Below are 21,975 nucleotides of genomic sequence, written 5' to 3' on the forward strand. Positions count from 1 at the left end.
GTTGCGGTTGGCGGGTAAGACGGTCGTGGTGACCGGTGCGTCGCAGGGCATCGGTGCGGCGACGGCCCTGACGCTCGCGGGGCGTGGTTCGGTTGTCGTGCTCGTGGCGCGCAGCGGTGAAGCGCTGGATGAGCAGGTCGAACGGATCACGGCGACCGGCGGGCGTGCGGTCGCGGTACCGGCGGATCTCGCGGACGTCGACCAGATCCACGCGCTTGCCGAACGGGTGGTCGCGGAGGTCGGCGTGCCGGACGTGCTGGTCAACAACGCCGGTGTCGGCCGCTGGTTGTTCCTGGACGACACCCCGTCGCCCGAGCTGGCCGGGATGATCGCCCTGCCGTTCACCGCGGCACTGCACCTGACCAGGGAGTTCCTGCCGGGGATGCGGGCGCGCGGCTCCGGCCGGGTGGTCAACGTGAACTCGCCGGTGTCCCGCCTGCCGATCCCGGGCGCGACCGGGTACGCGGCGGCCCGTTACGCGTTGCGCGGGATGACGGCGGCATTGCGGCTGGACCTGCGCGGCACCGGGATCGGGGTGAGCGAGGTCGTGCCGGGCAAGGTGAGCAGCCGGTACTTCGCCAACAACCCCGGCGCGGAAGAGCGGATCCCCGCCGTGGCCAGGCTCATCCCGACGGTGACGCCGGACGACGTGGCGGCGAAGATCGCGTGGGCGGTCGAGCGGGAACGGGACGAAGTGGTCTTCCCGTGGCAGCTCAAGGCGTTCGAACTCGGCGGCCGGCTCTTCCCCGGCCTGACCGGCTACCTCAGCTGGCGCACCGGCACCCACCGCTGAGCCCGAGCCGCTGAGTCCCGGCCGCTGACTTCGCGAAACGACGCGAAACGACGCGAAACGGCCCCGATGTCCGCGCGGGAGGTGCGGACATCGGGGCCGAAGTGGTGCCCGCGGACCAGTGTCGGTCGGGGAGGGAAGGTGTGCACAACACCGGCCCGCGGATGTCTGTGTGTAGTTGTCGTGCGGTTTTAGCTGGCCGGCGGTCCGTTCGTCGCGGTCGGGGGTTCGCACGTCCCGGACCGCCGGCCAGTAGGCGGGAGCTCGACCTCGTCGCGTCGGGGGAACGACAGGTCGGGGCCGCCCGTTAGCGGGCTCGAGCCACCACTCCTCGTCGCGTCCGGGTGACAGGAGGAGTCACCGGCGCCGATCGGAGGTGTCGAGCCGGGCGCGGGGCCAAACCGCCCGCGACCAGGTGTTCGTACGCGGCGCGCCACACCGAGCACGGGCTCTTCTGCTGCCGCCACCGACCGGAGCACTCGGGGCAATTGCCCTTTTCATCCGGTTCGTGCGCGGCGAGCAGTGCCCGCCAACCCTCGGTCAGCCGAGGGAGCTCGGAACGTGCCACCGACAGGAGGGACGGGGCGTCGGCCTCGTTGGCCAGCTCTGTGAGCAGGTCCAACCGCTCCCACACCGCGTTGCGAAGAACTTGTCCGAGGATCTCGTCCACCGAAACGTCACCGTCACCTTTCCGCCTGCTCGGCGGCCTCACGTAGCGCGGCCCTGAGTTGTACGAGTTGGTCGGCCGAAAGGACCGCCGTCTCACCCGGCGGACCGACCAGGACCACACGGCCCTGGTCGACCAGCACGGTGAGGCAGCGCTCCCGGTCGACCACGTCGCTGCAGCGAATACGCCACCAACGACGCTGCCCGGTCGTGCCGCGCCATCCGGAGCCGAGGTCGGTCGACTCCTGGATAGACAGGGAAGCCGGAGTGGAGTCGACCGTGGTGACGGCAGGCGCTGCCGGTCCACCAGTGGTGGTCACCGCCCGCTCGATCAGATCCACAGCCAAGTTCCTCTCCGTGCTCACTCGCTTACCGGAACCTAGATTGCGATGATTCAACCCGGATCGGGACGTCATAGCGCTGGCCGGTGGCCGTTCCACGGTAAGCGGTCAGTGGAGTTCGGCAGGGCCGATCAGCCCCGCCGATCGGTACTTCTCGCAGTCGGGGGAGTGCCCCTACTCTGCCGTTGACGCCCAAAGGACTGTGAGGGGGCGCAATTGAACACCATCGGTTCGCCAAGCTCTCCTGTTACACCAGACGTCTGGGACCAGCAGGAGATGCGGGACGCGCTTGCCCGACGAGAGATCAGTGCGGTCTACCGCCTGCTCCGACGGCACGGCGTCTCGCAACGCCAGATCGCGGCGTTGACGGGCCAGTCGCAGTCCGAAGTCTCGGAGATCCTCAAGGGACGTCAGGTCATGGCCTACGACGTCCTGGCCCGGATCGCCCAGGGCTTGGGTGTACCGAGGGGGTACATGGGTCTCGCCTACGACGAGGCCACGGCAGTGAGGGTGGCCGCCACGGCGGAGGCCCCCCATTCTGAGGAGGACGAGTCGGTGAAGCGAAGGAAGTTCCTCGCGCACGCCGCCGCCATCACCGTCGGCGCGGCCGTGTTCGGTACGGACTCCGGGTCTTGGGCTTCATCGCCCGCGCAGACTCCGGCCCCTGGCCGCATCGGCATGACCGACGTCCGACAGGTCGAAGCGGCTACCAGGGCCTTGCGTACGTTGGACTACCAGTACGGCGGCGGCTCCTGCCGCGACGCGGTCGTGGCCCAGCTCTCGTGGGGCCAGCAGATGCTCGGCGCGAACGCCACCGACCTGGTCAAGGAGCGGCTCTACGTCGCGCTCGCAGACCTGCACAACCTGGCCGGCTGGACCTCGTTCGACACCGGCTTGTACGACTCGGCCCGCAACCACTTCGGCCAGGCCCTCGGGCTCGCGAAGCAGGGGCGCAAGGAAGAGCTCGTGGCGAACATCCTGTACCGGATGGGTCGCGTCTACCTGCACCAGAACGCCCCGGACGACGCGCTGAAGGTGTTCCAGCTCGGCCAGCTGGCCGCGCAGAACTCCGGCTCGGAACTCGCCGTCGGCATCCTGTGCGCCAACGAGGCGTGGGCCTACGCGAAGATGGGTTCCGACGACCAGGCGTTGAAGCTGCTCGGCCGCGCGCGCGACGAGTTCGCCCGCGCGAACATCAGCGAGGCGCCCGCCTGGGCGAAGTTCTTCGACGCCAACGACCTGTCCGCGATGATCGGCACGGTGCACACCGAGCTGGCGCAGACCGTGGACGCGAAGTACACCCGCACCGCGGTGCCCGCGCTGACCAAGGCCATCGGCGGTTACGGCGAGGACATGACCCGGAGCCGGTCGTTCAACCTCACCTCCCTGTCGATCAACCACCTGCTGGACGGCGACATCGACCACGGCGCCCGCCTCGGCCGCCAGGCGATCGAGCTGTCCGAGGGCCTCAAGTCGGTCCGCACGAAGGACCGGATGAAGCCGCTCCAGCACGAGGCGGAGAAGCGCCGCAACAACCCCGACGCCCGTGAGCTCGCCGAACGCCTTGCCAAGTTCACCGGCAACGACAGCGCGGCCTGAGCCGCGGGGGGTCGGGCTCCTGAACGGCAGGTTCACCCCGGCCGCGTTGACCGCCGTGCTCCAGCGGCTGTGCGCTCAACTGGGGTTGACGCACCACGGCGCGCGGCTCGTGAAGTTCACCAGCAACGCCGTGTTCGACCTGCCCGTCGACCGGGTCGTGGTCCGGATCGTCGGTTCGATGAACCTGCGCCACCGGGCGCAGAAGGTGGTCGAGGTCGCGCGGTGGCTCGCCTCGCACGACGTGCCGGCCGTTCGGCTGGTCGAGGACGTGCCCCAGCCGTTGGCCGTGGGCGAACACCTGGCCACCGTGTGGCACACGGTGCCGTCCGGCGGCAGGCCTGTCGACGGCCGTGACCTGGGGCGGGTGTTGCGCCAGGTGCACGCGCTGCCCGTGCCGGAGTTCGAGTTGCCGCGGTGGGCGCCGTTGGACGACGTCCGGCGGCGGATCGCCGACGCCGAGGAGCTGTCCGCGCCGGACCGCCGGTTCCTGGAGGACCGGTGCGCCGAGGTGGACCGGGACCTGGCCGGCCTGCGGGCCGTGCTGCCGCTGGGCGTGGTGCACGGCGACGCGCACCTGGGCAACCTGATCCCCAGCCCGGACGGCCCGGTGATCTGCGATTTCGACTCCACCAGCCTCGGGCCGCGCGAGTGGGACCTGAGCACCCTGCCGGTCGGCGTCGCCCGCTTCGGCCACCCCGTCGAGTGGTACCGGCAGCTGGCCGACGAGTACGGCTTCGACGTCACCCGGTGGGCCGGTTTCCCGGTGTTGCGCGAGGTCAGGGAGCTGAAGCTGACCACGAGCGTGCTGCCGATCATGCGCAGCCACCCCGACGTGCGGGACGAGCTGCACCGCCGGCTCAAGGCGCTCCGCGCGAACGACACCACGACCCGCTGGGCCCCATACCGCTGAACTAAGGGGTGTGGGAGAACGAACCGGTAACACCCGTCGCGCGTCCAACGAATGAGGCATCGACGGGATGCGTGACGGGTCGGGCGAGGTGCGCGTGGTGGGGAACCTGCTGGGTGTGAAGCGACGCCGGGTGAGGCGTGCCATGAAGGCCGCCCGGATGTTGGACGAGGTCGTGGACACGCAGCTGCCGCTCTTGGCGTCCTTCGACGAGCAGCGCCGCCGCCGTTCCGCGAACTACCTGGCCGAACTGGTGAAGCTGGCCCAGGACTACCGGTACTTCGCCAACGGTTGGATCGACGCCAAGGAGCTCGAACGGCGGGGCCAGGACGCGATGTCGGAACTCACCCGACTGCGTGAAGACCCTTCCGCCCGACTGGTCACCGACTAGGACGTTCGGCGCAGCTCGTCGCACCGAACGGACCACTCACCGACACCTGGCCGCGCCAGGCGCCCCTCTCCCAGGCCTGCACCGCGTAGTCGTGAAAGCTCTTCGGTTCGCGTCCGGTGACCTGCGCCACAGTGTCGGTCGGTTCGGTTGGGCTCGACGCGTTCCACCTCGTGCTTGGTGACCCCGGTGATCACGGCCGGCTCGGGCCGCGTCCGGTGGTGCACCGGACGCGGCCCGTGGCCAGGTGTCGCAGGATCAGCCGATGACGCCGGGGGACACGGACACCTGGGCCTCCGAGAGGATGACCGGACCCTCGGGTTCGACCTGGCCGGGCTTGGTGTCCTGGGTCTTCTTCTTGGACTTGGGCTCCTGCGTCTTCTTCTCCGCCGACTTCTTGCCGGGGTTCTTCTTGTCCGGCTCGGCGGACTTCTTCGGCTTCGCGTTCTTCTTCTCGACCGGCGAGGAGTAACCGGTCACCTGCGACTTCTTCGGGTCGATCGTGATCTTCCGGATCTTGTCGCCGCTGTTGCCCGAGATCACCGTGATCTTGCCGGTCTTCTTGTTGACCTTGGTGACGATGCCGACGTGGTCGTTGTCGAAGTTCTTGTCGTTGAGCCGGTAGGTCACGGCGTCACCGGGCTTCACGTTCTTGACGCCCGCGCCGCTCTTCCACGTCTTGTTCTTCTGGCCGTAGTCGCGGAAGCTCTTGGCCGCGGAGTTGACGCTGTCGGTCTTCGCGCCGCCCTTGTTCCACACGTACTTCGCGAAATCCGCGCACCACGCCTGGCACTTCCCACCCGGGCTGTAGGAGTTGCAGTTCTCGCCGGTTTCCCGGTTGCGGTCGCTCTTCATCTCGTTCTCGGCCGCCTCCACGATCTTGCGGCGGGTTTCGTCGTCGGCCGGCGTGGTCGTCTTCTTGGCGGCGACGAGTTCCGGCGCGGCGGACATCGGGCCGTTTTCCGTCGACATGCCGAGCAAGGCCACGCCGACCACCGCGGCGGTGGCGACGAGAATGCGGGTGACCGTGTTCTTGAGCAGGGTCGATTGCACTGGATCTCCTTGTGTGCGGACCTTTTCGGGCGAACGGGCTCAGACGCCCGCGGGCAGGATCGTGAACGGGCAGTCGGTGTCCGGGACGCTCGGGACGAAGGGCTCCGACGGCTCCACCGGCAGGATCCTGATCGGCTCGGTGTCCACCGGGAGGGTGGGTTCGACCGGCTCGACCGGCAGGGTGGGCAGCACCGGACGCGTCGGCTCGACGGGCTCGATCGGCGCGATCGGCTCGACCGGTGCGACCGGTGCGACCGGTGCGACGGGTTCAACGGGCTCGTAGGGCAGCGTCGGGACGACCGGCGGCATCGGATCGGTCGGCTCGTACGGCGTCCCGTACGGCTGCGGCGCCTCGTACGGGGTGGGCTCGGACTCCGTGTACAGCTCGACCGGCTCGGCGGGCTCCGGTGCGGTGGTGGGCTCGGGCGCGGCGGGCGTCTCGACCGGGGCCTGCTGCTGGGGCTGGTCGGCCATGACCTCGACCGCCTGCGGCGTCTGGGGCTCCGGGGCCTCGGTGGGCTCCTGCTCGGCGGGCGCGGTGTCCTCGGCCGGCTCCTCCGACTCCTGCGGCTCCTCCGACTCTTCCGGCTGGGACTCTTCGGGCTGCGACTCTTCCGGCTGCTCCGACTCCTCCGGCTGGTCAGCGGGCACGGACTCGGCGGGCGTCGAGTCCGACGGCGCGGGCGACTCCGGGTCCTGCTCCGGATCCAGCTCCGGGTCCTGCGGCTCGTCGATCAGGTCCGTCGGCGCCTCCGCCACGGGCGGCTCGGCGACGGTCGACTCACCGCCCTGCTGGTGGCCCAGCAGGAACGCCGCCACCAGGGCCACCCCGAACGCGGCGAACACGAGCCACGTCTTCGCCGGGTTCGCCCGCGCCGGCGTCTTCGCCGGGTGTTCACGCGACGGCGCCGTACGGCGGCCGTGGATTTGTCGGCGTGGCATCGGAGGCCCTCTTTCTGGTCGGAATCGCTGGACCAGAGGCAAGCCGTCCGAACAGGGGGCCGACAAGAGATCAAGGTGACCGGGACAGTCCCGCACGCCCCGACAGAGCAGTCGGCGCCCGCGTCAGGCGACGGGGGCGCGGGAGAGGATTACCGCCAGGCCGAACGCGATACCCATGATGGTCAGCTCCACCGCCGCCCAGCCGACGATCGCCGTCGTCTTGTGCTGCGCGATGTGCGGGAGCAGGCGCCAGCGGATGTTCGCGCCCAAAGCCGCCAAGAGCCCGGCGCACACGACTTTACCCAGCAGGACCAAGCCGTACGACGTGCTGAAAATCGAACCCGGCAGCCCGACGACCGGGTTCAGCGCCAGTTCCAGCAAACCGTTGAACAATCCGGTCACCGACACCAGGATCAGCGCCACGGTCGCGAGTTTCGAGAACTTCGGCAAAGCCTCGGCCAGCAATCCGCGCCGGTGGGCCACCAACACCACCAACGCCGCCAGACCGCCCGTCCACGCCGCCGCACCGAGAATGTGCAGCTCCATCGAGATCATCGAGTAGTCGTGGTACTTCCAGTTCGACGCGTGACCGGTCACCGGCAACGGCAGCAGGCCGAACATCGCGATCAGGATCCGCAACTCCGCCGGCACCGATTCGCCCCGGCGCACCGCCATCACGCCGACCCACAGGTACACCAGCGCGCACACCGCGCTGAACAAAAGCCCTTGGCCGGCACCGACGCGTTGCACGTAATCCACGACCATCGGCATGGTCAGGTTCGCGTCCGGTCGCGTCTCGTAAGCACGGATCACGATCGACAGCAACGCGGTGAACGCCCACACCGCCGCCGCGATCACCGCGGCCGGCCGCGCGATCCGCATCACCGGTTCGGTGAGCGCCGGCCGGCTGAACCCGAGCAGTTTCGGCAACAGCGACAGACCCACGACGATCGTCGCGGCCAGGTCCAGCAGCGTCCGCACCAACGGGTGGGCGAACCGGACCACCACCCCCGGGTCGGCCACGCCCACCGCTTCCGGTGTGGTGGACAGACCCAGGCCCAGGAACACGCCGACGGCTCCGCCTGCCAGCAGGCCGCCGACGATCCAGTACCTGTTCGTGGAGGTGGTGGTCCGGTTCACCGTCATCGCCTGGTGTTCTCCTTGGCCCCGCCGCGCAGGGCGAGGAACGCGCCGCCGCCCAACAGCACGGCGGCCGCCGCGATCCACACCCAGATGGGCACGCCACCACCGCCGGACGGGTCCGCCGCCGAATCGACCGCGGCCGACGACGTCGCCGGCGCGGGCGTGCCGTTGCCCGCCTTGGTGAGGGTGAACTTGAGCGAACCCGTGACCGGGTGCCCGTCCGCCGAGAGGACCCGGTAGCCGATCGTGTACTCGGCGGCCGGTCCCAGCGGGCGGACCGGGAAGACGACGCTGTTGTTCGTGACCGTCGGCTCGCCGTCCGCTTCCCAGCGCGTGCCCTCAGGGCCGTTGACGACGATCGTGTTGAACTTCTCCCCGGCCTGCACGGGCTGGTCGAAGGTCAGCGTGATCGCCGTCGGCGCGGTCTCCAGCTGCGACCCGTCCTTCGGATCGCTGCTGATCAGCACGTTGTGCGCGAACGCCGGTGTGGCCGTGCCGAGCACGACCGCGCCCGCGACGAGGCTGGTCAGCAGCAGCGAGACGACGCGCCTCATGCCGTCGGCTTGCCCGCGCGACGGGACCGCAGCACGGTGCCCGCACCCAACCCGAGACCCAGCGCGCCGACCGCGAGACCGGCGCCGCCCAGCCAGCGGGCGGTGTCGTCGGTGGACGCCGCCGCCGTGCTGTGGCTGTGGTCCACGTTGGCGACCGCCGTGGCGGTGCCGTGGTCGTCGCCGCCCGTCTTCGCGACCAGGTTCAGCACGGGCGCGGGGCGTTCCGGCTCCTCGGCGCCCTCGGCGGGCGGCGGGGCGTTCCAGTCGACGACCTCACCGCTGTCGTAGGTCTGCTTGGTCGGCAGGACCAGCTTGTCGGTGTTGTCCGGCAGCGGCCCGATGGACAGGTCGAACTCGTTGAACTGCCCCGGCTCGATGCGGGTGCCCGCGTCCGCGGTCCACGTGACGGTGCGGACGGTCTCGGTGACGTCGCGGCCGTGGCTCTTGACCGGCGTGGCCAGCTTCTCCTTGATCGCCTCGACCTTCCAGCCGGGCGTCGGCTTGGTGCTGACCGACGCGAGCGGGTACTCGGCGGGCAGGGTCAGTTCGAGCTTCACCGTGCCCGCGTCGGGGCGTTCGTTGGGCACGCGCAGCGTGACCTTGGTGTACCCGCTTTGCACGGCGTCCTTCGGCGTGGACGCGGTGACGTGCGCGAACGCCAGGCCGGCGGTGCTCAGCGCGAGGATTCCGGCGGTCGCGAGCACGGCGCCGCCCTTGGCGAGCGTGCGCACGCCAAATTGATTTGTCGACATGAAGTTGTTGGCTCCTGAAACCTGAGTGTGTCGGGGGACTCGGGTGATCAGGAACGAGGAGGACCACGGCGACCGTGCACCCGCCGCAACAGCACGTCGACCAGCGTGTTCGCGGACGGCGCCGGGATGAGCGCCCACAGCGCCCCGGTCGGCACGACGGGCGCGAGCGGCGGCGGCAACAGCCGGGAGACGGCCGTGACCAGCGCGTGCAGCGTGGCGTCCGCCCTGGCCAGCAGCAGGCCGGTGAGCAGCGCGGCGACCACGTGCGCGGCGGTCATGGCGGTCGGGCTGAACCCGAGGCCGGGGCCGTCGGCGGTGTGGTGGCCGAGGTTGAGCAGCGAGTGCTGCCCGAGTTGGGCGACGCCGAGCGTGGCCAGGATCGTCCACGGGCGGCGTCCGCGATCGGCGACGGCGGTGCCCGCGAACGCGATGAGCAAAGTCAGCGGCAGAGCCGGCGCGAACTCGGAGACCTCACCACCCGCGACGCCGTGCGCGGTGACGCTGAGTGCGGCGGACGTGACGGCCAGCAGCACGGCCCGCGCGAAGCGGGTCGGGGCAGGCCGTCTGGTCACAACCCAGAGCGTAGGAGGTCGCAGCTCACACGTGTGAGACCCCACGGTTAAGTATGAGTTTGGCGTACTCCGATCGGGGGTACGGGCTGATCCGTGACGACCGAGAGTGAACCTGTAAACGAATCCCTGCCAGGTGATCCCAAAACCGACCGTCCAGGCCGAACCGACCACGTCGTGTTCGGCGCCGCCGCAGCCATCACGCTCGCGTTCGCCGGCTGGGGCATCTTCGGCACGGCGTCCCTCGCCACCGCCTCCGCGACCGCCCTGAACTGGGTGATCGGAAATCTGGGCTGGGCCTTCGTGCTCACCGCGTCCGGGTTCGTGGTGTTCGCCCTGTGGCTCGCGGTGAGCCGCTACGGCCGCATCCCGCTCGGCCGCGACGACGAGCCGCCGGAGTTCCGCACGGTCTCGTGGGTGGCGATGATGTTCAGCGCGGGCATGGGCATCGGCCTCATGTTCTACGGTGTGAACGAACCGCTGTCGCACTTCGTGACCCCGCCGCCCGGCACCGTCGACGGCGGCACGGACCAGGCGGTGCAGACCGCGATGGCCACCACCCTGTTCCACTGGACGCTGCACCCGTGGGCGATCTACGCGGTCGTCGGCCTGGCCATCGCCTACGGCAGCTTCCGGCGCGGTCGCAGCCAGCTGATCAGCGCGGCGTTCGCACCCCTGCTCGGGCGGCGCCGGGTCGAGGGCGCGGCCGGCCGGGCGATCGACGTGCTGGCGATCTTCGCCACCCTGTTCGGGTCGGCCACCTCGCTCGGCCTCGGCGCGTTGCAGATCGGCAGCGGCCTGGAGGTCGCGGGCTGGCTGGGCGAGGTCGGCAACGGGGTGCTGGTCGGCATCATCGCCGTGCTGACCGTGGTGTTCGTCGCGTCGGCGGTGTCCGGCGTGGCCAAGGGCATCCAGTGGCTGTCGAACACCAACATGGTGCTGGCCCTGGTGCTCGCCGCGTTCGTGTTCGTGGTCGGGCCGACGGTGTTCGTGCTGAACCTGGTGCCCGCCGCGATCGGCGACTACTTCCGCGAGCTGGCCGACATGGCGGGCCGCACCGCCGCCTCCGGTGGTGACGCGACCGAGACGTGGCTGTCCGGCTGGACGATCTTCTACTGGGCGTGGTGGATCTCGTGGACGCCGTTCGTCGGCATGTTCATCGCCCGGATCAGCCGCGGCCGCACGATCCGGCAGTTCGTCGCGGGCGTGATCGGCGTGCCCAGCCTGGTGAGCCTGGGCTGGTTCTGCGTGTTCGGCGGCACGGCGATCTTCCTGCAGCGGTCCGGCACGGACCTGGCGGGCACGTCCTCACCGGAGGGGCAGCTGTTCGGGCTGCTCGACCACTACCCGCTGGCGGCCGTCGCCGGAGTGGTGGTCATGTCGCTGGTGGCGATCTTCTTCGTGTCCGGCGCGGACGCCGCGTCCGTGGTGATGGGCACGCTGTCGCAGCGCGGCTCGATCCGGCCGTCGAAGGGCGTCGTCGTGTTCTGGGGCGTGCTCATGGGCGTCGTCGCGGCGGTGATGTTGCTGGTCGGCGGTTCGAGCGGGCTGACCGGGCTGCAGAACCTGACGATCATCGCCGCGCTGCCGTTCATGGTGGTCATGGTGGGGCTGTGCGTGTCGCTGGCCCGCGACCTGCGCAGCGATCCGCTGATCCGGCGCGAGGAACGCGTCGCCGAGGTGATGGAGGAGGTCACCGCGCAGTACGGACCCGAGGAGACCGCCTACCGGGCGGTCGAGCAGCTCACACGCCGAGGCGTTTGAGCAGGTCCGCTTCCAACGCGTCCAGATCGGTCGAGACGGCGCGGTGTGCGGCTTTGCGCCGTGGTGCGGGCATGCGTTCGGACGCCCGCACCGCGGCCAACAGCTGCGCCAGCCGCTTCTCGGTGCTCTCGACGTAGGTCCGCTCGGTCTCCCGCAACTGGTCGAGCGCCTCGCTGAACCCGGCGATCCGGGCGTGCAGGCTCGCGCCCTTGCCCGAGTACCGCGTCAGCTCGTCCACCGGCACACCGAGCCGTGCGGCCCGGTAGTGGTCGTAGCGGTCGCTCAGGAGTGCGGCGGCACGTGCCGCGATCGGCGCCACCACCGGGATCAACGCCGGCGCCAGCACCTTGGCCACGCCGACGAGGTTCTTCGCCCTGCCGGGGGTGAACCCCTTGCTCTTCTCACGCGCCATGGCCGTACCTCCTGGGCAGACCCTAGAGCCGTTCCGGGAAAAGATCGACTCGACTCCGCGAGGTTGCCGGTACAACTGCCCACCCGTCGTCATACGCTGCACTGGTGACTTCCCAGGTGCAGCTCGACGCCGGTGTGGTCACTCGTTGCCGGCGGCGGGTGCACCTCGAACACGATCCGACCATGCGCGACGTGCCCAGACTGCCGCCGGACCCCACCGGTCAGCAGCGCAAGGCCGACGCGAACGAACACCGGCGCACGGTCGCCACCGCGTTGGGCCGGGCCGCCGGATCCGACCTGATGGAGATCCCGCAGGACGTCCCGGCGGCCGATCGCGAACGCGTGACGGCCGCCGCGATGCAGGCCGGTGTGCCGTTCATCTGGGGCGCCGCCCTGCCGCGCGACCCGCTCGGCGGCCGACGCGGCGGCATCGACCTGCTGGTGAAGGAGACCACCGGGTACGTGCCGGTGCTCGTGGTCCGGCACAAGGTCAGCGACCCCGGGCAGGGCGCGCGCACGTCACCGCTGTCCTACCCGCTGCCGGGCAACGCGCGCGTCGACCCGCTGCGCAAGGTCCGGCCCCAGCCCCGCGACCAGCTCCGGTTGGCGCACGCGCAACGCCAGCTCCAGGCGTCCGGCTTCGCCGCGCGCGGCCGTGCGACCGGAGGCGTGATCGGCATGGACGCCGACGTCGTCGTGTGGCACGACCTGGAAGCCCCGACCTGGCCGGGCGGCAAGACCGCGCTCTCCGAGTACGACACCCGGTTCTCCGACCGGCTGGCCGTGGCGGCGGCCGCCGCCACCGGCGCCGACCCGCTGGCCCGCGCCTCCCGCATCGTGGAGTGCCGCAGCTGCCCGTGGTGGACGGTGTGCGAAACCGACCTGAAGGCCGCACGGGACGTCAGCCTCGTCGTGCGCGGTGAGGACGCCGTGGCGCTGCGCAAGGTCGGCGTCGGCACGGTCGACGACCTGGCCGCGCTCGACCCGGACGAGCAGGTGATCCCGCTGGTCGGGATGCTGCACGCGGACGCCGTCATCCTCGCCCGCGCCTGGCTGCGCGACCTGACCGTGGTCCGGCGGGTGTCGAGGATGGACGTGCCGCGCGCCGACGTCGAGGTCGACGTGGACATGGAGAGCTTCGGCGACCTCGGCGCGTACATGTGGGGCTGCTGGCTGTCCGGGCAGGACGTCGGCGAGGAGCACGGCTACCGGGCGTTCGCCACCTGGGACCCGCTGCCCTGCGCGGACGAGGCCCGGTCGTTCGCCGAGTTCTGGGGCTGGCTCACCGGCATCCGGCTGCGGGCCCGTGCGCGCGGCCTGTCGTTCAAGGCCTACTGCTACAACGAGCTCGCGGAGAACCGCTGGCTGCTCGGGTCGGCCGAGCGGTTCAAGGGGCAGCCCGGCATCCCGACCGTGGCGCAGGTGCGGGAGTTCATCTCGTCCGACTCGTGGGTCGACCTGTTCGGCATCGTGCAGGAGCAGTTCCTGTGCGCCCACGGCAAGGGCCTGAAGACGATCGCCCCGGTCGCCGGGTTCCGCTGGCGCGACCCCGAGGCGGGCGGTGAGAACTCGATGCGCTGGTACCGCGACGCGGTGGGCATGGACGGCCAACCGCCGAACCCCGCCCAACGCCGACGGCTGCTGGAGTACAACGAGGACGACGTCCGCGCCACCCACACCCTGAGGGTGTGGATGACCTCGGACGCCATGGACGACCTACCGTTCGCCGGCGATCTGTGACACGGCCGCTGCTCCGCAGACGGCGATCCAGCGCCGGACTTCTTGAGGCGGTCTACCTCGGCGCCATCCTCAGGGCTCCATCCATGCGGATGACCTCGCCGTTCAGGTAGTCGTGCTCGACGATCGACACGGCCAGCCGCGCGTACTCCTCCGGCTGCGCCAGCCGCTTCGGGAACGGCACGCCCGCCGCGAGACCCGCCCGGAACTCGTCCGACACGGTCGCCAGCATCGGCGTGTCCACGATGCCCGGCGCGATCGTCATGACCCGCACCCCGACCGACGACAGGTCACGCGCCGCCGGCAGCGTCATCCCGACCACCGCGGCCTTCGACGCCGCGTACGCCACCTGCCCGATCTGCCCGTCGAACGCCGCGATCGACGCCGTGTTGACCACGACGCCCCGCTGCCCGTGCTCCAACGCCTCGGTCTCGCCCATCGCCGTCGACGCCAGCCGCAGCACGTTGAACGTGCCCACCAGGTTGACGTCGATGACCTTCCGGTACAGGTCGAGCGGGTGCGGGCCGGACTTGCCGACCGTCCGCGCCGACGGGGCGATACCCGCGCAGTTCACCGCGATCCGCAGCGGCGACCCGGAGCCGGCGGCCGTGTCGACGGCGGCCTGGACGTCCTGCTCCGAGGTCACGTCCGCGGCCAGGTAGGTGACGCCCTCGACCTCCGGGGCGTTCTCGATCGAGAGGTCCAGCGCGAACACCGCCGCACCACGTGCCGCCAGTGCCCGCGCGGTCGCGTTGCCCAGACCGGACGCGCCGCCGGTGACGATCGCCGTGGTACCCGAGATCTCCATACATCCTCCTGTCCTGGGGACAGGAGGTTAACGGTCGTTCAGCCCCCGGTGCTCGGAGAAGTGGAGCAATGCGACCAACGGCACGGCCGCCAGCAGCGCCAACCCCACGAACAGCAGTGAGAACAAGACGAGTTCCATACCCACGACCTTGCCCCTGTCCCGCCGAAACCGCGTCCGCCGCGAGAGGTGTTTCCACGTACACCCAGGGGACTACCCACCTCACTCTCCGCATACAGCTGTTGTTTGACCCACGGCAAACTTCGGCTGACACCGTCACCAGCATGTTCGTCCGACGGATCGCGGTCGTGGGAACCGGTTACGTGGGCCTGACGACGGGGGCGTGCCTCGCCTCCCTCGGTCATCGGGTCGTGTGCGCCGACGTGGACGCGCTGAAGGTCGCCCGGCTGCGCGCCGGGCAGGTCGACATCCTCGAACCAGGTCTCGCCGACCTGGTCGTGGCAGGCCAGTCCGCGGGTCGGCTGGAATTCGTGGAAGGGGCGCGGCACGCCGTGGCCGACGCCGAGGTGGTGTTCCTGTGCCTGCCGACGCCCATGGGCGCGGGTGGCGCGGCGGACCTGAGCGCGGTCGAGGCGGTGGCTCAAGAGATCCGCGACGTCCTTCCTTACGGCGCGGTCGTCGTGTGCAAGTCCACCGTGCCGGTCGGGACGTCCCTCAGAGTCGCGGCCTTGCTGGGGCGGGACGACGTCGCCGTCGTCTCCAACCCCGAGTTCCTGCGCGAGGGCAGTGCCGTGCGCGACTTCCTGCACCCCGACCGGATCGTCGTCGGCTCGGACTCGCCGCAGGCCGCCGAACGCGTCGGGGCGCTGTTCACCAAACTCGGCGCGCCCACCGTGCTCATGGACGCGGCCAGCGCCGAGATGGTCAAGTACGCGGCCAACTGCTTCCTGGCGATGAAGCTGTCCTACGTCAACGCGGTCGCCGAGCTGTGCGAACTGGTCGGCGCGGACGTCACGTCGGTGACCGAGGGCATGGGGTACGACCGGCGCATCGGCCAGTCGTTCCTGAAGCCCGGACCCGGCTGGGGCGGGTCGTGCCTGCCCAAGGACACGCACGCCATGGTGCGGATCGCGGACGCCGTCGGCGTCGACTTCTCGCTGATCAAGGCCACCATCGAGACGAACGCGCGGCAGCAGCAGCGGGTCGTGGAGAAGGTCCGGCGGGCCGTCGGGTCGTTGGCCGGGGCGCGGATCGGTGTGCTCGGGCTGGCGTTCAAGGCGGGTACCAACGACCTGCGCGACTCGCCCGCGTTGGCGGTGGCGGAGCTGCTGGCGTTCGAGGGCGCGGAGCTGGTCGCCTACGACCCGCAGATCACCCGGCCGTTGGTGGGGATGACGGTGGTCGACTCGCCTTACACGGCGGTGCGCGGGGCGGACGCCGTGGTGCTGCTGACCGAGTGGCCGGAGTTCCGGACGCTGGACTGGGCGCTGGTGGCGTCCGCGATGTCCGGTTCGACCGTTCTGGACACGCGCAACCACCTCGATCCGGACGCGTTGGCGCGGGCCGGCCTGGTGCTGCACGGGCTGGGACGTGACCTCCGGGTGCCCCTGCCCGACGAGGCGGCGTGAGGGTTCAGCCGAGCTTCGGCACACAGTCTCGTTAGCAGGGGTAACAAAAACGGGTGCGTGCACGTAGGTTGGCGAAATGTTCACCACCCGTCCTGAACTAGTCGGCACGCACGGAATGGTCGCGTCCACGCACTGGCTCGCCTCCAGCACGGGCATGGCGGTCCTGGAGGACGGCGGCAACGCGTTCGACGCGGCGGTCGCCGTCGGTTTCGTGCTGCAAGTGGTGGAGCCGCACCTCAACGGGCCCGGCGGCGAGGTGCCCGTGGTGTTCGCGGCGGCCGGCGAGTCCGTGCCGCGGGTGCTGTGCGGACAAGGTGTGGCTCCGGCCGGCGCGACGATCTCGCACTACCGGTCGCTCGGGCTGGACCTCGTGCCGGGCAGCGGGCTGCTGGCGGCGACCGTGCCGGGCGCGTGGGACGGCTGGCTGACGTTGCTGCGCGACTACGGCACCAAGACGTTGCGCGAGGTGCTGGGGTACGCGATCGGGTACGCGCGGGACGGGTTCCCGCTGTTGGAGCGGGTGTCGTTCACGATCTCGACGGTGGCCGACCTGTTCCGGGACCACTGGACGTCGTCGGCGGCGCTGTGGTTGCCGGGTGGGACGCCGCCGGAGGCCGGGGCGCGGTTCCGCAACCCCAAGCTGGCGGACACGTGGGAGTGGTTGCTGGCCGCCGCGGAGGCCGCCGGGTCTTCTCGTGAGGCGCAGATCGAGGCCGGGCGGCGGGCGTGGTCGCAGGGGTTCGTCGCGGCGCAGGTGGAGGAGTTCTCCCGGATCGCGCACCGGGACGATTCGGGCGCCGATCACGCGGGCGTGTTGACCGGTGAGGACATGGCGTCGTGGGAGGCGACCTACGAGGACGCCGTGTCGGTGGACTTCGGGTCGTGGAGCGTGGTGAAGCCCGGGGCGTGGACGCAGGGGCCGGTGCTGTTGCAGCAGCTGCTGCTGTTGGAGGGGTTCGCGGATCGTTTGTCCTATGTGGACGGCGTGCCTACGGCGGAGACCGTGCACCTGGCGGTGGAGTGCGCCAAGCTCGCGTTCGCCGATCGGGAGGCTTGGTACGGGGACAGCGGTGACGTGCCGTTGGACGTACTTCTTTCGAGGGAGTACGCGGACGAGCGGCGGCAACTCGTTGCCGATCATGCTTCACTCGAACTGCGACCCGGATCACCCCAACGCATGGACATCCGGCTCCCGGGGCACGTTTTGCGCGGTCCGAGCGTTGCGAGCCAAAAAGACGGCGGCGGCGCGCTCGGCGAACCGACCGTCTCCGGCACGGGTGCGGTCAGGGGAGACACGGTCCACGTGGACGTGGTCGACCGCTGGGGGAACATCGTGTCCGCGACCCCGTCCGGCGGCTGGCTGCAGTCGTCGCCGACCATCCCGTCGCTGGGCTTCTGCCTGGGCAGCCGGGCGCAGATGTTCTGGCTGGACGAGGGCCTGCCGAACTCCCTCGCCCCCGGCAAGCGCCCCCGGATCACCCTGTCCCCGACCCTCGCCCTGCACGACGGCCTGCCCGCGATGGCCTTCGGCACCCCGGGCGGCGACCAGCAGGACCAGTGGCAGCTCGGGTTCTGGCTGGCGCACACCGTCGGCGGCATGAACCTGCAGGCCGCGATCGATTCGCCGATGTGGCACAGCAACGCGTTCCCGAGCTCGTTCTACCCCCGGTCGTGGACGCCCGGCGAGGTGGTGATCGAGTCCCGCTTCGGCGGCATGGACGAACTGCGCGAACGCGGCCACACCGTCGTGGACGCCGGCCCCTGGACCCTCGGCCGGATGTCGGCCGTGGCGCGCGACTCCCGCGACGGCCTCCTCCGCGCCGCCGCCAACCCGCGCGGCGCCCAGGGCTACGCCGTCGGGCGTTGAGAGCTGGGCCATCGGGCGCTGAGAACCGGCCCAGGGCTACGCCGTCAGGCGGCCGTCGGGCGGTGAAGCTGGTGGTTGGAAACGTTGAGAGCCGGTGGTTGGAACGGCCCCGGCCCGAGGGGGAGGGGCCGGGGCCGTTCCGGCTCGGGGGTGGCTCGTCAGGAGCCCAGGCTGAGGCCGGTCTCCACGGTCGGCACGTGCCTGGCCGTCTCCCGCAAGAGGTCGCGGACGGGGCCCTTGAGGGTCCGGGCCAGCGACTTGGGGTCGTCGGGGTCCAGCTCGAAGCGGCTGACGTGGCCGGCCAGTTCCTCGGTGTCGACGCGGACGAGGTCGCCGACGGTGGCGACCTTGCCCGGCTCGGTGTCGATCTCCGGCCTGATCTCCGCGCCGGCGTCGGCGGCCTGCGCCGTGCCACCGAGGCCCAGCATGACGGCGGTGCTGCCGAGGGTGACCGCGACCCCTGCGATGGTCTTCCTGACGTTCATGGGCGGGAAAGTTGCGCAATCGGCGGGTCCGGGACAAGCTCGCTAACTCGTGCGGGTGGGATAGTTCACCCGCTCCAGTGGAGTCCTACCGTGCAGACCCGCGTCGGACCCCGCCACACGGCCACCGAGTACACGCCCTGCGGAGCCTTCGCCCGAGCCAGGAACTCCTCCGCGCAGCCCCGCGTGTACCGCGCCTTCCACTCCTTGCCGCGCTCGATGTACCAGCCGTGGTCGTCCACAGTTTCGACGTGCTCGCACACCAGCGAGCCGTTGCCCTGACGCCGGAAGTACTCGATCCGGTGCAGGTAAGCCGTGTCCGTCATGGAGTCACGGTCCGCGGCGGAAGCCCCGGTTGGGATTCTCATCCGCTGCTTCCACCGCCGTAGCGTTGCGCGGTCAGGTGATCACAGGAGGTGGTGCGGGTGAGCAGGAACGAGCCGACCCATCGCATGCGCAGGCTCGGCGAGGTGCTGCGGGAACTCCGCCAACGCGCCGGTCTTTCGCAGCAGGAAGCGGCCGACCGGTTGAACTACGACCACCGCAAGATCAGCCGGATAGAGAAGGGCCAGAAGCCGGACTACCACGGCATGCGCGCCATGCTCGACACGTACAGCGTCCCGGTCTCCCAGTGGGAGCCCTACATGGAGATGTACGCGCGGGCGTTGGAGAAGGGCTGGTGGTCCAAGTACGACCTGGACGATCAGGGCTACATCAGCCTGGAGCACGACGCCTCGAAGGTCTGCGACTACCAGATCGCCTACGTGCCCGGCCTGCTCCAGACCCCCGACTACATCCGAGGCGTGTTCACCGCTGCGCGGGTGCAGCGGTCGAAGAGGTGGATCGCGAACCAGATCGAAGTGCGGCTGCTCAGGCAGGAGCGGCTGCTGGGCGACGAACCGCTGCAACTGCACGCGATCGTTCTGGAGAGCGCACTCGCCCAGGCGTCGCATGCGCAGTTGTTGCACCTCGTAGAGCGCCAGCGGTTGCCCAACGTGACGCTCCAGGTCCTGTCGCACGCGGCAGGGTTCAACGAAGGGCAGTACGGGGCGTACACGCTGCTCGACTTCCCGGCGAAGGCCGACCGATCAGTGCTGTACGTCGAGCACGCCGCCGGCTCGCAACACATCGAGGATCCGTCGAAGGTCAAGGTTGCTAGGCTCACTTTCACCCACCTCTCGAAGTTGGCGTTGACCCCCGTGGAGTCCGCCGAGTGGATTGGGAGGCTGGCCGCTGATCGATAGAGATCGAGGTGTCACCGTGTGGCGCAAGAGCAGCCGTAGCAACGGAGGCGGCAACGGCAACTGTGTGGAGGTCGCCCTGGCGGGCCGCTCGGCGCGGGTCCGCGACTCGAAGAACCCTGGCGGGGCCACCGTGGCGCTCCCCGATTGGGCGGGCTTCCTGGCGGCGGTCAAGAACGGTGCGTACGACAGCTGACGTACGGGCGTGAACCGCCTTTGAGCCGACGCTGACCTGCGCCGGACTCCCGTACCGTCATCCCATGGCGTGGTTGGCGTGGGTCTGGTTCGCGGCGACGTTCGTGCCGCTGATCTGGCGCAAGCGCTTCCCCGTCGCCGTCATCGCGGTGACCGGGGCGTCCACCTGGCTCTACTACATCACCGGCCACTGGGGTCCGCTGATCGCCGCACCCGCCATCGCCGTGCTCTCCCTGCGCCGCACCCGGGTCGTCGAACAGCGGAGCCGCCAGGTGGAAGAAGAACGGCTGCGGATCGCGCGTGAGGTCCACGACGTCGTCGCGCACAGCCTCGCCATGATCAACGTCCAGGCCGGCGTCGCCGCGCACGTCGCAGACCGCCGTCCCGAAGAGGCCGTCAAAGCCCTCAAGGCGATCAAAGAAGCCAGCGGCCACGCGTTGGACGACCTGCGGGCGACCCTCGGCGTGCTGCGAACCGGGGAGGGCACCACGCCGGTGCCGAGCCTGGACCGGCTCGACGAGCTGGTGAAACCGGTGCCGCACGCGAGGGTCGTCGGCACGCCGGGCACGCTGCCGGCCTCGGTCGACGCCGCCGCGTACCGGGTGGTGCAGGAGGCGTTGACCAACGCGATGCGGTACGCGCCGAACGCGTCCGAGATCGTCATCTCGTTCGAGCAGACCGAGGACGCCCTGGTCCTCACCATCACCGACGACGGCGCCGACGACGGCGACCAGCCGCCGCAGGGCGCGGGCACCGGCATCCGGGGTATGCGGGAACGGGTGGAAGCGCTCGGCGGCACGCTGGAAGCGGGACCGTCACCCCAGGGCTTCACAGTCAGGGCAGTCCTACCGTGGGAGGTTCGTGGTGATCAGGGTGGTGCTGGCCGACGATCAGGCGTTGGTGCGCGCGGGTTTCCGCCTGCTGCTCGACACCGAGGACGGGTTCGAGGTCGTCGGCGAGGCCGGTGACGGTGCGGAGGCCGTTCGGCAGGCCCACGAGCACCGGCCGGACGTCGTCGTGATGGACATCCGGATGCCGGGGACCGACGGTCTCGTCGCCACCCGGCAGATCTGCGCCGAGCTGCCGGACGTGAAGGTCCTCGTCCTGACGACCTTCAACGTGGACGAGTACGTCTTCGAGGCGTTGCGCAGCGGCGCGTCCGGTTTCCTGCTCAAGGACACCGACCCGGTCGAGCTGCTGCACGCCCTCACCGTGGTCGCGGAGGGTGAGGCACTCCTCGCACCGAGTGTCACCCGGAAGTTGATCGAGGAGTTCGCGAACCGACCGGAGCACCGCCGTCCGGACCCGAAGGCCCTCCGCGAGCTGACCGCGCGCGAGCGCGAGATCCTGGCTCTCGTGGCCGCCGGTATGTCGAACGAGGAGATCGCCGAGCACCTGGTGATCAGTCCGGCGACATCGCGTACTCACGTCAGTCGCGTCATGACGAAGCTCGGTGCGCGGGACCGGGCACAACTCGTGGTGCTCGCCTACGAATCAGGATTGGTCTCCCCGAAGCGAGGGTGAATATTCACGGTTGAACACGGATTGGCATCAACGAAACATTGCGAAAACTGACAAAAATTACGGACAGTGACCAAACGCCGATACCCGCCGCATTATGTGTGCGGCGGGTGACGTTAACGGCACGTGTCTAGGCGATAGCGCCCGGCGGGATCTTCAGCTTGAACGGCAGCGTCGTCACGACCGCGAGGTCCGATGCCGTCCGCTTCATCAACGACGGCGCGTTGCGCGTGCCGGGCTCCGGCAGGTCGAGCAGCCGGTCCACGGCTTCGACCAGCGGTCCTTCGTAAATCCACACGGCCTGGGCGGCGCGCTGGCTGTCCCGGACGGCCGGCAACCGGCCCGCGCGGGCCTCGGTCTCGGACCAGAACAGGATCGAGTCGATGAACCCTCTGCGCTGCTTGAACGCCATGATGCGGTCGAGCTGCCCGTCCTCGTCCCGGAGGTGGAGGAACTGGAAGCCGCTTTCGCGCAGCTCGATGACCTTGCTGAGTGCGAGATCCATGACGCACCTACCTCTGTTCTGAGGTCCCCATCAGGCACAGGCCCGTTCGACCCGGAAATGATCGTACGGCAAGTGGACAAGCCACCATAGGGACTAGACCGGCGGGGCGGTCTCAATACGCGGCTCGCCACCGTCGGATTTCGATACGGATCGC

At 70.0% G+C, this 21,975-nt stretch carries 25 protein-coding genes; 12 read left to right on the plus strand and 13 right to left on the minus strand.

What is annotated here, in order from left to right:
• Positions 1–7 precede the first annotated feature (7 nt).
• The gene (locus tag FM051_RS33545) at positions 8–793 is read left to right on the plus strand and encodes an SDR family NAD(P)-dependent oxidoreductase (protein WP_238412834.1); all 786 of its coding nucleotides are present in this window, start codon (positions 8–10) and stop codon (positions 791–793) included.
• A 304-nt stretch (positions 794–1,097) separates the two neighbouring features.
• On the opposite strand, the gene FM051_RS52225 is transcribed toward FM051_RS33545, so the two are convergent.
• Complete coding sequence (locus FM051_RS52225) at positions 1,098–1,460, minus strand: hypothetical protein (protein ID WP_158850505.1); 363 nt, start codon at positions 1,458–1,460, stop codon at positions 1,098–1,100.
• Positions 1,461–1,473: 13 nt separating this feature from the next.
• Positions 1,474–1,821, minus strand: a complete 348-nt coding sequence (locus FM051_RS33555) for a hypothetical protein (RefSeq protein WP_238412835.1) — start codon at positions 1,819–1,821, stop codon at positions 1,474–1,476.
• A 252-nt stretch (positions 1,822–2,073) separates the two neighbouring features.
• Here FM051_RS33555 and FM051_RS33560 point away from each other — a divergent pair, with 252 nt between their 5' ends.
• The 3 genes from FM051_RS33560 (at position 2,074) to FM051_RS33570 (ending at position 4,694) form a co-directional block, all read left to right on the plus strand.
• On the plus strand, positions 2,074–3,396 hold the full coding sequence (locus tag FM051_RS33560; protein WP_238412836.1) for a helix-turn-helix domain-containing protein: 1,323 nt from the start codon (positions 2,074–2,076) through the stop codon (positions 3,394–3,396).
• 19 nt (positions 3,397–3,415) lie between these two features.
• Positions 3,416–4,306, plus strand: coding sequence for a phosphotransferase family protein (locus FM051_RS33565; protein ID WP_158850737.1), 891 nt, complete (start codon positions 3,416–3,418; stop codon positions 4,304–4,306).
• Positions 4,307–4,373: 67 nt separating this feature from the next.
• On the plus strand, positions 4,374–4,694 hold the full coding sequence (locus FM051_RS33570; RefSeq protein ID WP_238412837.1) for a hypothetical protein: 321 nt from the start codon (positions 4,374–4,376) through the stop codon (positions 4,692–4,694).
• A gap of 255 nt (positions 4,695–4,949) precedes the next feature.
• Here the strand turns inward: FM051_RS33570 and FM051_RS33575 are convergent, their stop codons facing one another.
• The 6 genes from FM051_RS33575 to FM051_RS33600 all read right to left on the minus strand — a co-directional run bounded on the left by FM051_RS33575 (position 4,950) and on the right by FM051_RS33600 (position 9,707).
• Positions 4,950–5,744: a CHAP domain-containing protein gene (locus FM051_RS33575; protein WP_158850509.1), complete on the minus strand. Its 795-nt coding sequence runs from the start codon at positions 5,742–5,744 to the stop codon at positions 4,950–4,952.
• A gap of 39 nt (positions 5,745–5,783) precedes the next feature.
• On the minus strand, positions 5,784–6,686 hold the full coding sequence (locus FM051_RS33580; protein ID WP_158850511.1) for a hypothetical protein: 903 nt from the start codon (positions 6,684–6,686) through the stop codon (positions 5,784–5,786).
• Positions 6,687–6,809: 123 nt separating this feature from the next.
• Positions 6,810–7,832, minus strand: coding sequence for a copper resistance D family protein (locus tag FM051_RS33585; protein ID WP_158850513.1), 1,023 nt, complete (start codon positions 7,830–7,832; stop codon positions 6,810–6,812).
• Complete coding sequence (locus FM051_RS33590; protein ID WP_158850515.1) at positions 7,829–8,383, minus strand: copper resistance CopC family protein; 555 nt, start codon at positions 8,381–8,383, stop codon at positions 7,829–7,831. The genes FM051_RS33585 and FM051_RS33590 overlap by 4 nt, the downstream gene beginning before the upstream one ends.
• The gene (locus tag FM051_RS33595) at positions 8,380–9,135 is read right to left on the minus strand and encodes a YcnI family copper-binding membrane protein (protein ID WP_158850517.1); all 756 of its coding nucleotides are present in this window, start codon (positions 9,133–9,135) and stop codon (positions 8,380–8,382) included. The genes FM051_RS33590 and FM051_RS33595 overlap by 4 nt, the downstream gene beginning before the upstream one ends.
• 47 nt (positions 9,136–9,182) lie before the next feature.
• Positions 9,183–9,707, minus strand: coding sequence for a hypothetical protein (locus FM051_RS33600; protein WP_158850519.1), 525 nt, complete (start codon positions 9,705–9,707; stop codon positions 9,183–9,185).
• A gap of 126 nt (positions 9,708–9,833) precedes the next feature.
• Between FM051_RS33600 and FM051_RS33605 the strand changes: the two genes are divergently transcribed.
• Complete coding sequence (locus FM051_RS33605; protein ID WP_238412855.1) at positions 9,834–11,468, plus strand: BCCT family transporter; 1,635 nt, start codon at positions 9,834–9,836, stop codon at positions 11,466–11,468.
• Here the strand turns inward: FM051_RS33605 and FM051_RS33610 are convergent.
• Positions 11,449–11,880, minus strand: a complete 432-nt coding sequence (locus FM051_RS33610; protein ID WP_158850523.1) for a DUF6474 family protein — start codon at positions 11,878–11,880, stop codon at positions 11,449–11,451. The two genes, FM051_RS33605 and FM051_RS33610, sit on opposite strands and share 20 nt — an antisense overlap.
• A 104-nt stretch (positions 11,881–11,984) precedes the next feature.
• Between FM051_RS33610 and FM051_RS33615 the strand changes: the two genes are divergently transcribed.
• On the plus strand, positions 11,985–13,619 hold the full coding sequence (locus FM051_RS33615; RefSeq protein ID WP_158850525.1) for a TM0106 family RecB-like putative nuclease: 1,635 nt from the start codon (positions 11,985–11,987) through the stop codon (positions 13,617–13,619).
• Positions 13,620–13,671: 52 nt separating this feature from the next.
• On the opposite strand, the gene FM051_RS33620 is transcribed toward FM051_RS33615, so the two are convergent.
• Positions 13,672–14,424: an SDR family NAD(P)-dependent oxidoreductase gene (locus FM051_RS33620; RefSeq protein ID WP_158850527.1), complete on the minus strand. Its 753-nt coding sequence runs from the start codon at positions 14,422–14,424 to the stop codon at positions 13,672–13,674.
• 281 nt (positions 14,425–14,705) lie between these two features.
• Here FM051_RS33620 and FM051_RS33625 point away from each other — a divergent pair, with 281 nt between their 5' ends.
• Positions 14,706–16,010 carry a UDP-glucose dehydrogenase family protein gene (locus tag FM051_RS33625; protein ID WP_158850529.1) on the plus strand — a complete coding sequence of 435 codons (1,305 nt, stop codon included), beginning with the start codon at positions 14,706–14,708 and terminating at the stop codon, positions 16,008–16,010.
• Positions 16,011–16,086: 76 nt separating this feature from the next.
• Positions 16,087–17,877 carry a gamma-glutamyltransferase family protein gene (locus tag FM051_RS33630; protein ID WP_158850531.1) on the plus strand — a complete coding sequence of 597 codons (1,791 nt, stop codon included), beginning with the start codon at positions 16,087–16,089 and terminating at the stop codon, positions 17,875–17,877.
• A 158-nt stretch (positions 17,878–18,035) separates the two neighbouring features.
• Here FM051_RS33630 and FM051_RS33635 read toward each other — a convergent pair whose 3' ends face one another.
• Positions 18,036–18,362: a hypothetical protein gene (locus FM051_RS33635; protein ID WP_158850533.1), complete on the minus strand. Its 327-nt coding sequence runs from the start codon at positions 18,360–18,362 to the stop codon at positions 18,036–18,038.
• A gap of 65 nt (positions 18,363–18,427) precedes the next feature.
• Positions 18,428–18,685 (minus strand): hypothetical protein, encoded by a 258-nt coding sequence (locus FM051_RS33640; protein ID WP_158850535.1) that lies wholly within the window; start codon positions 18,683–18,685, stop codon positions 18,428–18,430.
• A gap of 99 nt (positions 18,686–18,784) precedes the next feature.
• Here FM051_RS33640 and FM051_RS33645 point away from each other — a divergent pair, with 99 nt between their 5' ends.
• From FM051_RS33645 to FM051_RS33660, 4 genes are all read left to right on the plus strand, one after another.
• Complete coding sequence (locus FM051_RS33645) at positions 18,785–19,603, plus strand: helix-turn-helix domain-containing protein (protein ID WP_158850537.1); 819 nt, start codon at positions 18,785–18,787, stop codon at positions 19,601–19,603.
• Between the two features lie 16 nt (positions 19,604–19,619).
• Complete coding sequence (locus tag FM051_RS33650; RefSeq protein WP_158850539.1) at positions 19,620–19,796, plus strand: DUF397 domain-containing protein; 177 nt, start codon at positions 19,620–19,622, stop codon at positions 19,794–19,796.
• Between the two features lie 64 nt (positions 19,797–19,860).
• On the plus strand, positions 19,861–20,763 hold the full coding sequence (locus FM051_RS33655; RefSeq protein ID WP_158850541.1) for a sensor histidine kinase: 903 nt from the start codon (positions 19,861–19,863) through the stop codon (positions 20,761–20,763).
• Positions 20,660–21,319 (plus strand): response regulator transcription factor, encoded by a 660-nt coding sequence (locus tag FM051_RS33660; RefSeq protein ID WP_158850543.1) that lies wholly within the window; start codon positions 20,660–20,662, stop codon positions 21,317–21,319. The genes FM051_RS33655 and FM051_RS33660 overlap by 104 nt, the downstream gene beginning before the upstream one ends.
• 127 nt (positions 21,320–21,446) lie before the next feature.
• On the opposite strand, the gene FM051_RS33665 is transcribed toward FM051_RS33660, so the two are convergent.
• Positions 21,447–21,821 carry a hypothetical protein gene (locus FM051_RS33665; RefSeq protein ID WP_077010558.1) on the minus strand — a complete coding sequence of 125 codons (375 nt, stop codon included), beginning with the start codon at positions 21,819–21,821 and terminating at the stop codon, positions 21,447–21,449.
• Positions 21,822–21,975 lie beyond the last annotated feature (154 nt).

This window comes from Saccharothrix deserti (genome assembly GCF_009769385.1).
In the GTDB taxonomy this organism is placed as follows: domain Bacteria; phylum Actinomycetota; class Actinomycetes; order Mycobacteriales; family Pseudonocardiaceae; genus Actinosynnema; species Actinosynnema deserti.

Excerpts from the sequence above, each read along its gene's own strand:
- FM051_RS33560 (WP_238412836.1), top strand. The coding sequence starts at position 2,074 with ATGCGGGACGCGCTTGCCCGACGAGAGATCAGTGCGGTCTACCGCCTG.
- FM051_RS33570 (WP_238412837.1), top strand. The coding sequence starts at position 4,374 with ATGCGTGACGGGTCGGGCGAGGTGCGCGTGGTGGGGAACCTGCTGGGT.
- FM051_RS33580 (WP_158850511.1), bottom strand. The coding sequence starts at position 6,686 with ATGCCACGCCGACAAATCCACGGCCGCCGTACGGCGCCGTCGCGTGAA.
- FM051_RS33585 (WP_158850513.1), bottom strand. The coding sequence starts at position 7,832 with ATGACGGTGAACCGGACCACCACCTCCACGAACAGGTACTGGATCGTC.
- FM051_RS33590 (WP_158850515.1), bottom strand. The coding sequence starts at position 8,383 with ATGAGGCGCGTCGTCTCGCTGCTGCTGACCAGCCTCGTCGCGGGCGCG.
- FM051_RS33595 (WP_158850517.1), bottom strand. The coding sequence starts at position 9,135 with ATGTCGACAAATCAATTTGGCGTGCGCACGCTCGCCAAGGGCGGCGCC.
- FM051_RS33610 (WP_158850523.1), bottom strand. The coding sequence starts at position 11,880 with ATGGCGCGTGAGAAGAGCAAGGGGTTCACCCCCGGCAGGGCGAAGAAC.
- FM051_RS33620 (WP_158850527.1), bottom strand. The coding sequence starts at position 14,424 with ATGGAGATCTCGGGTACCACGGCGATCGTCACCGGCGGCGCGTCCGGT.
- FM051_RS33625 (WP_158850529.1), top strand. The coding sequence starts at position 14,706 with ATGTTCGTCCGACGGATCGCGGTCGTGGGAACCGGTTACGTGGGCCTG.
- FM051_RS33630 (WP_158850531.1), top strand. The coding sequence starts at position 16,087 with ATGTTCACCACCCGTCCTGAACTAGTCGGCACGCACGGAATGGTCGCG.
- FM051_RS33635 (WP_158850533.1), bottom strand. The coding sequence starts at position 18,362 with ATGAACGTCAGGAAGACCATCGCAGGGGTCGCGGTCACCCTCGGCAGC.
- FM051_RS33640 (WP_158850535.1), bottom strand. The coding sequence starts at position 18,685 with ATGACGGACACGGCTTACCTGCACCGGATCGAGTACTTCCGGCGTCAG.
- FM051_RS33655 (WP_158850541.1), top strand. The coding sequence starts at position 19,861 with ATGGCGTGGTTGGCGTGGGTCTGGTTCGCGGCGACGTTCGTGCCGCTG.
- FM051_RS33665 (WP_077010558.1), bottom strand. The coding sequence starts at position 21,821 with ATGGATCTCGCACTCAGCAAGGTCATCGAGCTGCGCGAAAGCGGCTTC.